4 protein-coding genes are annotated in these 6,728 nt (G+C 54.5%); 2 read left to right on the top strand and 2 right to left on the bottom strand.

The window, feature by feature from the left end; genetic code table 11:
* The coding region (locus Q0510_RS08935; RefSeq protein WP_298710181.1) for a SusC/RagA family TonB-linked outer membrane protein at positions 1 to 1,766 on the bottom strand (1,766 nt) is incomplete at its 3' end.
* 240 nt (positions 1,767 to 2,006) lie between these two features.
* On the opposite strand from Q0510_RS08935, the gene Q0510_RS08940 reads away from it, so the two are divergent.
* Entirely contained in the window at positions 2,007 to 3,437 is a 1,431-nt protein-coding gene (locus Q0510_RS08940) for a HAMP domain-containing sensor histidine kinase (protein ID WP_298710183.1), read from the top strand.
* Positions 3,438 to 3,446: 9 nt separating this feature from the next.
* A complete protein-coding gene (locus tag Q0510_RS08945) occupies positions 3,447 to 4,151 on the top strand; it encodes a response regulator transcription factor (protein WP_298710185.1) in 705 nt (234 codons plus the stop codon).
* Positions 4,152 to 4,221: 70 nt separating this feature from the next.
* Here Q0510_RS08945 and ccsA read toward each other — a convergent pair.
* The coding region (gene ccsA, locus Q0510_RS08950; protein ID WP_298710187.1) for a cytochrome c biogenesis protein CcsA at positions 4,222 to 6,728 on the bottom strand (2,507 nt) is incomplete at its 5' end.

Raw genomic sequence — 6,728 nt, forward strand, 5'->3', positions numbered from 1 at the left:
ATGCCCCGGAAACGGTAAGGGATCGAAGCGATCAGATCCCCTGCGAACGCATTCAGGAAATCGCTCTGGTTGTACAATAACATACCGCTCACGGAATGCTGGCCGAAGTCCTTCGCGTAGTTCAGCGCCGTTTCCGTATAAAACCGCCGGTCTCCGCCATTGGAGCGGCTATAGCCCAGGGTATTCTCCCCCGTCCAGGTTTTGAACAGGTTGAGCGATCCGTCAGGGTTGTAAGGCTGGTTCTGGTTGACGAACCAGGTATCCTCACGCTTGCCGCGGGTGATGGTCTGGCTGTTATAGGTGTCGAAGGAGAACATGCTGGTGAACGTGAGGCCGGGCACCCAGAATCCCAGGTCCTGGTTGACCCTGGCATTGGTATACACCTGGTTGCCGAAAACCGTCTGGAACCCACGGCGGGTAATGTCCGCATAAGGGTTACGATCCGCGCCGTCGGGCCCGCTCGCATTGATCCCGGGTACTTTGTTGCCGGGGTACATGATGGGAAAGATGACGGGAGACAACGCCATGGCCGACTGGAAAGCCGTCGAAGAGCTCACCGCCGGGTAATTGGCATTGGTGATATAACCCTGTATGCCCAATTCGAATTTCGTGGTCTTCGTGAGTGTCAGGTTCGTGTTGCTGGTGAAATTGAATTTTTTGAAGCGGGTATCGGCGTTGTATTTTTCCAGTCCATCCGTTTTGAGGAGCCCTTTTTCGTCGTAATAGGCCAGGGACACGTAATAGTTCGCTTTATCGGTTCCGCCTGTTGCACTGACGTTTACGCGGCGGTTGTTGCCCCGGTCATTGAACAGCGCCCGGATCCAGTCTACATTGGGATAAACGATCGGATCATCGCCTTTGGCGGTATTGTCGATGTATGCCTGGGAGAAACGGGGCGACTGGCCGCTGTTGGCAAGCGCTTCGTTCGCCAGTTTCATATAAGTCAGGCCATTGGCCATTTCCGGTATCTGCGTGAATGTGGTGAGACCCTGGTTGTAGTTCACCACGAAAGCGGTTTTGCCGGCTTTGCCGCCTTTGGTTTTTACGAGCACGACCCCGTTCGCGCCGCGTACGCCGTAAACGGCGGTGGCAGCGGCATCTTTCAGGATGGAGAAGGAGGCGATGTCTTCGGGGTCGATACTGTTGAGGCTCCTTTCCACCCCATCCACCAAAATCAGTGGCGCGGCGCTATTGGTGCCGGTAAAAGTCGAAATACCCCGGATCCAGATCTCGGAGAAGTCCCTGCCGGGCTCTCCGGAACGCTGCACCCCCACCACACCGGCGATCCTGCCGGCGAGCACGTTCGTGATACTGGCTACGGGCTGCTTCAGCTCTTCCACGTTGACGGAAGACTGCGCCCCTACCAGGCTGATTTTCTTCTGCCGCCCGAAACCAACCACCACCACTTCGTTCACATTCCCCTCGGCGGCTTCCAGCGTTACGTTGATCTCCAGGGAACTGCCTACCTGCAGCACCTGCGTTTTGAAACTCACGTGCGAAAATTCAAGCGCGCTTTGCTTGTTGGCCTTCACAGTATAACGGCCGCTGCCATCTGTAATGGCCAGGGCGGAAGGATTGTTGGAAACACGGACGGTTACCGCTTCCACTGGCTTGTCCAGCCGGTCGCGGACAATTCCCGTAATCGTGATTTCCCCGCTTGATTGCGCCATCAGCGGCCAAAGCGGCATCAGTAAAAGACATAGGGATATGAACAGGCCGGCAGGGAGCCGCCCTTTCATACCATGGCACCATTTTTTCATGATCATGGCATAAGTAGATTTGATTGATAAGAATTTTGAAGTACCGGCACGTCGGCCGTCATCGACAACAAAAACGTGTTCAGCAAATTTGGTTGAAGCGATCGGGGTTAAAATTACCAAACATGCGATGGGATTGCTGTTAACGGAAGCCAAACGAATAGTTAACACATTCTAAACGGGCCGCCTTCCTTCCGCTTTCTAGAAAACCTTTGCTACCTTCCGCAAATGGTATTCAACCTGTGCCGGATGAAAAAATCAAAATTCACCTATATCGCCATCGCCGTCGTGAGCTTCCTTACGCTCACTTCTGTGCAGGCATACCTGATCTATAATACTTTCAAGCTCCGCAACGACCAGTATAAATTACCCGAGAAAAAGATCGTGCGTGAACGTTACGAACGGGAAATGACCAACGAGAACCTCTTCCCCGGCGCAGGCAAGATCGTGGACCGGTATATTGAAAACGACAATATCTATCTGCTGGAAAACTACTACAGGAGCGACTCCGCGCAATTCGAGCTGCTCAAGCAGCGTATGCTCGACAGTACCTGGCAGGCACTAACGGCGCGCAATAATATGGACAGCCTGCTGGCCCACATCCTGCAGCAAAACGACATCCATGAAACATTCCGTTACGCGCTGGTGCTCAACGCTATTGACGTGGCTTTCGAAAGCAACCATTACGTCCCGCTCTACGAAGCGGGCCGCTATTACCCGCTGCTAAACGAAGCCGCGCAAAAGTCAACAGGGCTGCGGATCGGCGGCAGCCTGGAAAAACCCGGCCGCCATAACCTCGTGTCTTCCCTGACACTCAGCAGCACGCGGCCTTACAGCTACCGCATCAGCTTTTCCCTGTATATGGATACCGACGATCGCAACCTGGCCATACTGAAGCTCATGTGGCCGCTGCTGCTGCTGTCGGTATTGTCCGTCCTCGGGGTCGTCATCATTTTCTTCGCCACCTATATGAACTGGCTGCGGCAGCGGAAATTGTCGGACATGAAGAGCGATTTCATCAACAACATTACCCACGAACTTCATACCCCACTGGCCGCCATCGCCGTAGCGGGGAAAAGCCTGCGAAACGACAGGATAAACGAAAGGAAGGAAAATATCCTGTCCCTCACGGATGTGATCGAACGCCAGAGCAGCCGTTTGCGGCAGCTGATCACCCAGGTACTCGACATTACCGCTTCCGGAAAGATCGCGCTGCATAAGGCGCCGCAATCGATACACCAGCACCTGGAGGAAATCCTGCTGGACTTCCGGCTGAAATACACCGAAGAAAACATCCTCCTGGAACTACAAAAGGATGCGCGGCAGGCCGAAGCGGAAATAGACCCTTTCTGGTTTGCAACGATGGTATTCAATTTGCTGGATAACGCCGTGAAATATAATACCAGCAAGGAAAAAAGGATAACCGTCAGCACCCGCAACAATAAAAAGCTGTTGGAATTAAGGATAGAGGACAATGGTATCGGCATCCCGGCAGCCGTCCAGCGGCATGTGTTCGATAAGTTTTACCGGCATACGCGCGACAACGGGTCGCAGGTCAAAGGCCTGGGCCTTGGGCTGTATTACGTTAAACAATGCATGGAGGCGCATGGCTGGGACCTGCAGATTGCGAGCCCTCCCGGCAAAGGCACCCTGTTCCTGATCTCCATCCCGCTGCTATAAAAACATCAGATGAAAATAAACATCCTTTTTGTGGAAGATGAAACCGATCTCGGTAATGTAGTCAGCCAATACCTGGAAGTGATGGATGCCTCCGTTACCTGGTGTACCAATGGCCCGGACGCACTCCGCACCTACCAGGCCAACCCATCCGCATTCGATATCCTCCTGCTCGATGTGAGCCTCCCGCAGATGGATGGCTTCCAACTGGCACGCGAAGTCCTGAAAACCGCGCCAGACACCTCTTTCCTTTTCCTCACCGCCCGCAAGGAAAAACAGGACCGCATGCAAGGGCTCCATATCGGCGCCGATGATTACGTCACCAAACCCTTTGACATCGACGAGCTGGTCCTGCGCATCCGAAACATCGTCCGGCGGCGCTCCGGTGCCGCCCCCGTCTCCAACTGCGTGCAAATCGGGGATGTACAATATTTCAAAGACAGCCTCAAGCTCCGGATTCCGGACAGGAAAGATGTTACTTTTACACCCCGTGAAGCCGAGCTCTTCGAATTCCTCTTCAGGCATACCAACCGGGTGGTGAAACGGGAGGAGATACTCGTACAGCTCTGGGGGGATAATGACTATTTCCTCGGACGCAGCCTTGATGTATTCATTTCCAGGCTCCGCAAACTCCTGCAGCATTCCCGGCAGGTGACGATCGAAAACGTATATGGGCTGGGATATATCCTGAAAGATTCATCCAGAGACGCAGGATAAAAAACCCTTCAACGAAAAAGGCCGTCGCACTGCGCAGTGCGACGGCCTTTTCTATTATAATCCGTAAGTATTATTTGCTTTTCATGCGCTGGCGCATCGCCATACCGAAGCCTACCGCCATCACGATGATACCGATCCACAGTACATTGATATGCGGGAAGATGAGCGCTTTCAGCACGATGTAATCCATCGGCTCGCGGGTTTCCTTCAGTTCGAGCTGCACTTTGTTTTCGTTCGGCAGGATCTTGGTGAACTTCACCGCCAGGCTGAGAGGCGCCACGGTATCGGGCACATTCGCCTGGAAGCTGCTGTCGCGGATGAAATATACCGGGTTGATCCGGAAATCGCCGTTGTCGCGGGTGTGCACGTAGATATCGGCTCCCACGGCGATGTCGCCCGCTTCGGGATGATAGTTCTTCTGCTTCGGTTTCGTATTCAGGTTCTCCAGTACCATAAAGCCCTTCGAGAAATACACGGTATCGCCCTGGGAGATGACGTGCGGCGTGTAGGGCAGCGTGTCTGCCGGAATGTCTTTCCGGGGCACGGCGGTGATGTAGGTGAAGATATCGCGCGTCAGGTAGTGCTTGGAATCCGGGTTCGGCGTGATGCCCTCCTGCCCTTTCACGTTGAGATACGCGTCTGGGTAAAGCGTAAAGCGCTCGGTGGGCTCGTCTTCCAGCTTCGCTTTGCGTTCGTATTCAACGATATAAAGCGTTTTGTCTTTGTCCACCGTGGAGATGGAATCGCCGCGGTAAGTAACGAAATAAGGCCCCATCTGTACCGGCAGCCCTTTGGGCAGCATGAGGTTTTCACGGGAGTTCTGGCCGCTTTCTTTCGTGAAATATCCGCTCAGCACATTCATCTTATCGACAGACAATACTTCCTTCTTGCTGGAAGAGATCAGGATCCCCAGCAGCATCAACCCGAAACCAACGTGTGCCACAGAGGCGCCGGCGGCTTTGGTCTTGCCCTTCAGGACGGTAATGATATATGAAATATTGGCTACCACGCCATACACGCAGGCGAAGAGCAGGAGATAAACGCCCAGCAGGAAGCCTGCGCCGTAATCGGTAAAGAAAATGCGGCCGGTCCACCCGATGAGCACCGCGATGGCGATGGAGATCAGCGTAGGCCAGGCCAGCTTTTTAGCCAGGACGCCCTTCGGCGTATCCTTGTACTTCATGAACTGGGTGATGGCCGTGAGCAGGGCGATGATGATGGCCAGCCAGATCTGCACTTTGTTGTAATGCAGCATCACGTCGGTGGGGGGAGCGAATTCTTCGAGCTTGAAGAGTTTGCGCAGGCCGGAGAGGTCGAGCAGCTTGTTCCATACGGGGATGGAGGTGAAGAAGGTCACGTGCAGGGCAGAGACCAGCAGCACCAGGGCGCCGACGAACATCCAGAACTCGCGGGAGTAGGTGCTTTCTTCCTTTTTCATCTGCGGGATCTGCTTTCCGCGGGCGATCAGCATCCAGAAAGCCGGGATGGTGAATATGCCCATGAACACCAGGAGCTGGCCGCTCATGCCGAGGTCTGTGAAGGAGTGCACCGAAGTTTGGCCGAGGATACCGCTGCGGGTCAGGAAAGTGGAATACAGGATGAAAACGAAGGATACGATGACGAAGAAGAAAGACGATTTCAGGGCGTGGCCGGAGTGGCGGAAGGCCAGCATGGTATGGATACCGGCTACGAGGGTCAGCCAGGGCACCATGGAGGCGTTCTCTACGGGGTCCCAGGCCCAGTAACCGCCGAAGGTCAGCGATTCGTACGCCCAGGCGGCGCCCATCATGATGCCCACGCCGAGCACCATGCCGGCGAAGAGGGCCCAGGGGAGCGCGGGTTTCACCCAGTCGGCATAGCGGCGCGTCCAGAGCCCGGCTACGCCGTAGGCGAAGGGCACTATGGTGGCGGCGAAGCCGAGGAAGAGCCCCGGCGGGTGGATCACCATCCAGTAGTTCTTCAGCAGCGCGTTCAGGCCGTTACCGTCCATGAACTGCTTGAACTGCATGTAATCCGGGTTATTGAAGATGGGCAACGAAGGATCTTCCTGCCGGATGAGGAGGAAGGGGTTGCTGCCCACTTTATAATCGAAAATGTAAATACCGATCAGCATGCTGCCGAGGCATACCTGCGCAAAAGCGAGGACCGCCATCACAGGGGCTTCCCAGGATTTCGAGGTATTAATGAGGATCAGGCCGAGTACACTGTGCCAAACGCTCCAGAGCAGGAAGCTGCCCTCCTGCCCTTCCCAGAAACAGCTGAGGAGGTATTTCACTTCCAGGTCGCGGTCAGAATGCTGCCAGGCGTACTTATATTCGAATAAGTGATTGGAAATGATGTAATAAAGCGTCGCGAAAACGGCAAATACCGAAAATGCCTGGGTGTAGAACGCCCAACGGCCGATCTTGGCCCAGGAAGCTTTCTTCAGCTCATCCGTCTGCCTGACGCTGATGAAATAAGCCACTACCGACACCAGGGAGGCGACGAACGCCAGGATGCTGAATAAATGGCCCAGTTGACCGGGAAGCAGATGCTCCCCATTGTATTTGATCGATTCCAAAGGTTGTCCGTAAGTTG

The organism is uncultured Chitinophaga sp. (genome assembly GCF_937874145.1).
Classification (GTDB): domain Bacteria; phylum Bacteroidota; class Bacteroidia; order Chitinophagales; family Chitinophagaceae; genus Chitinophaga.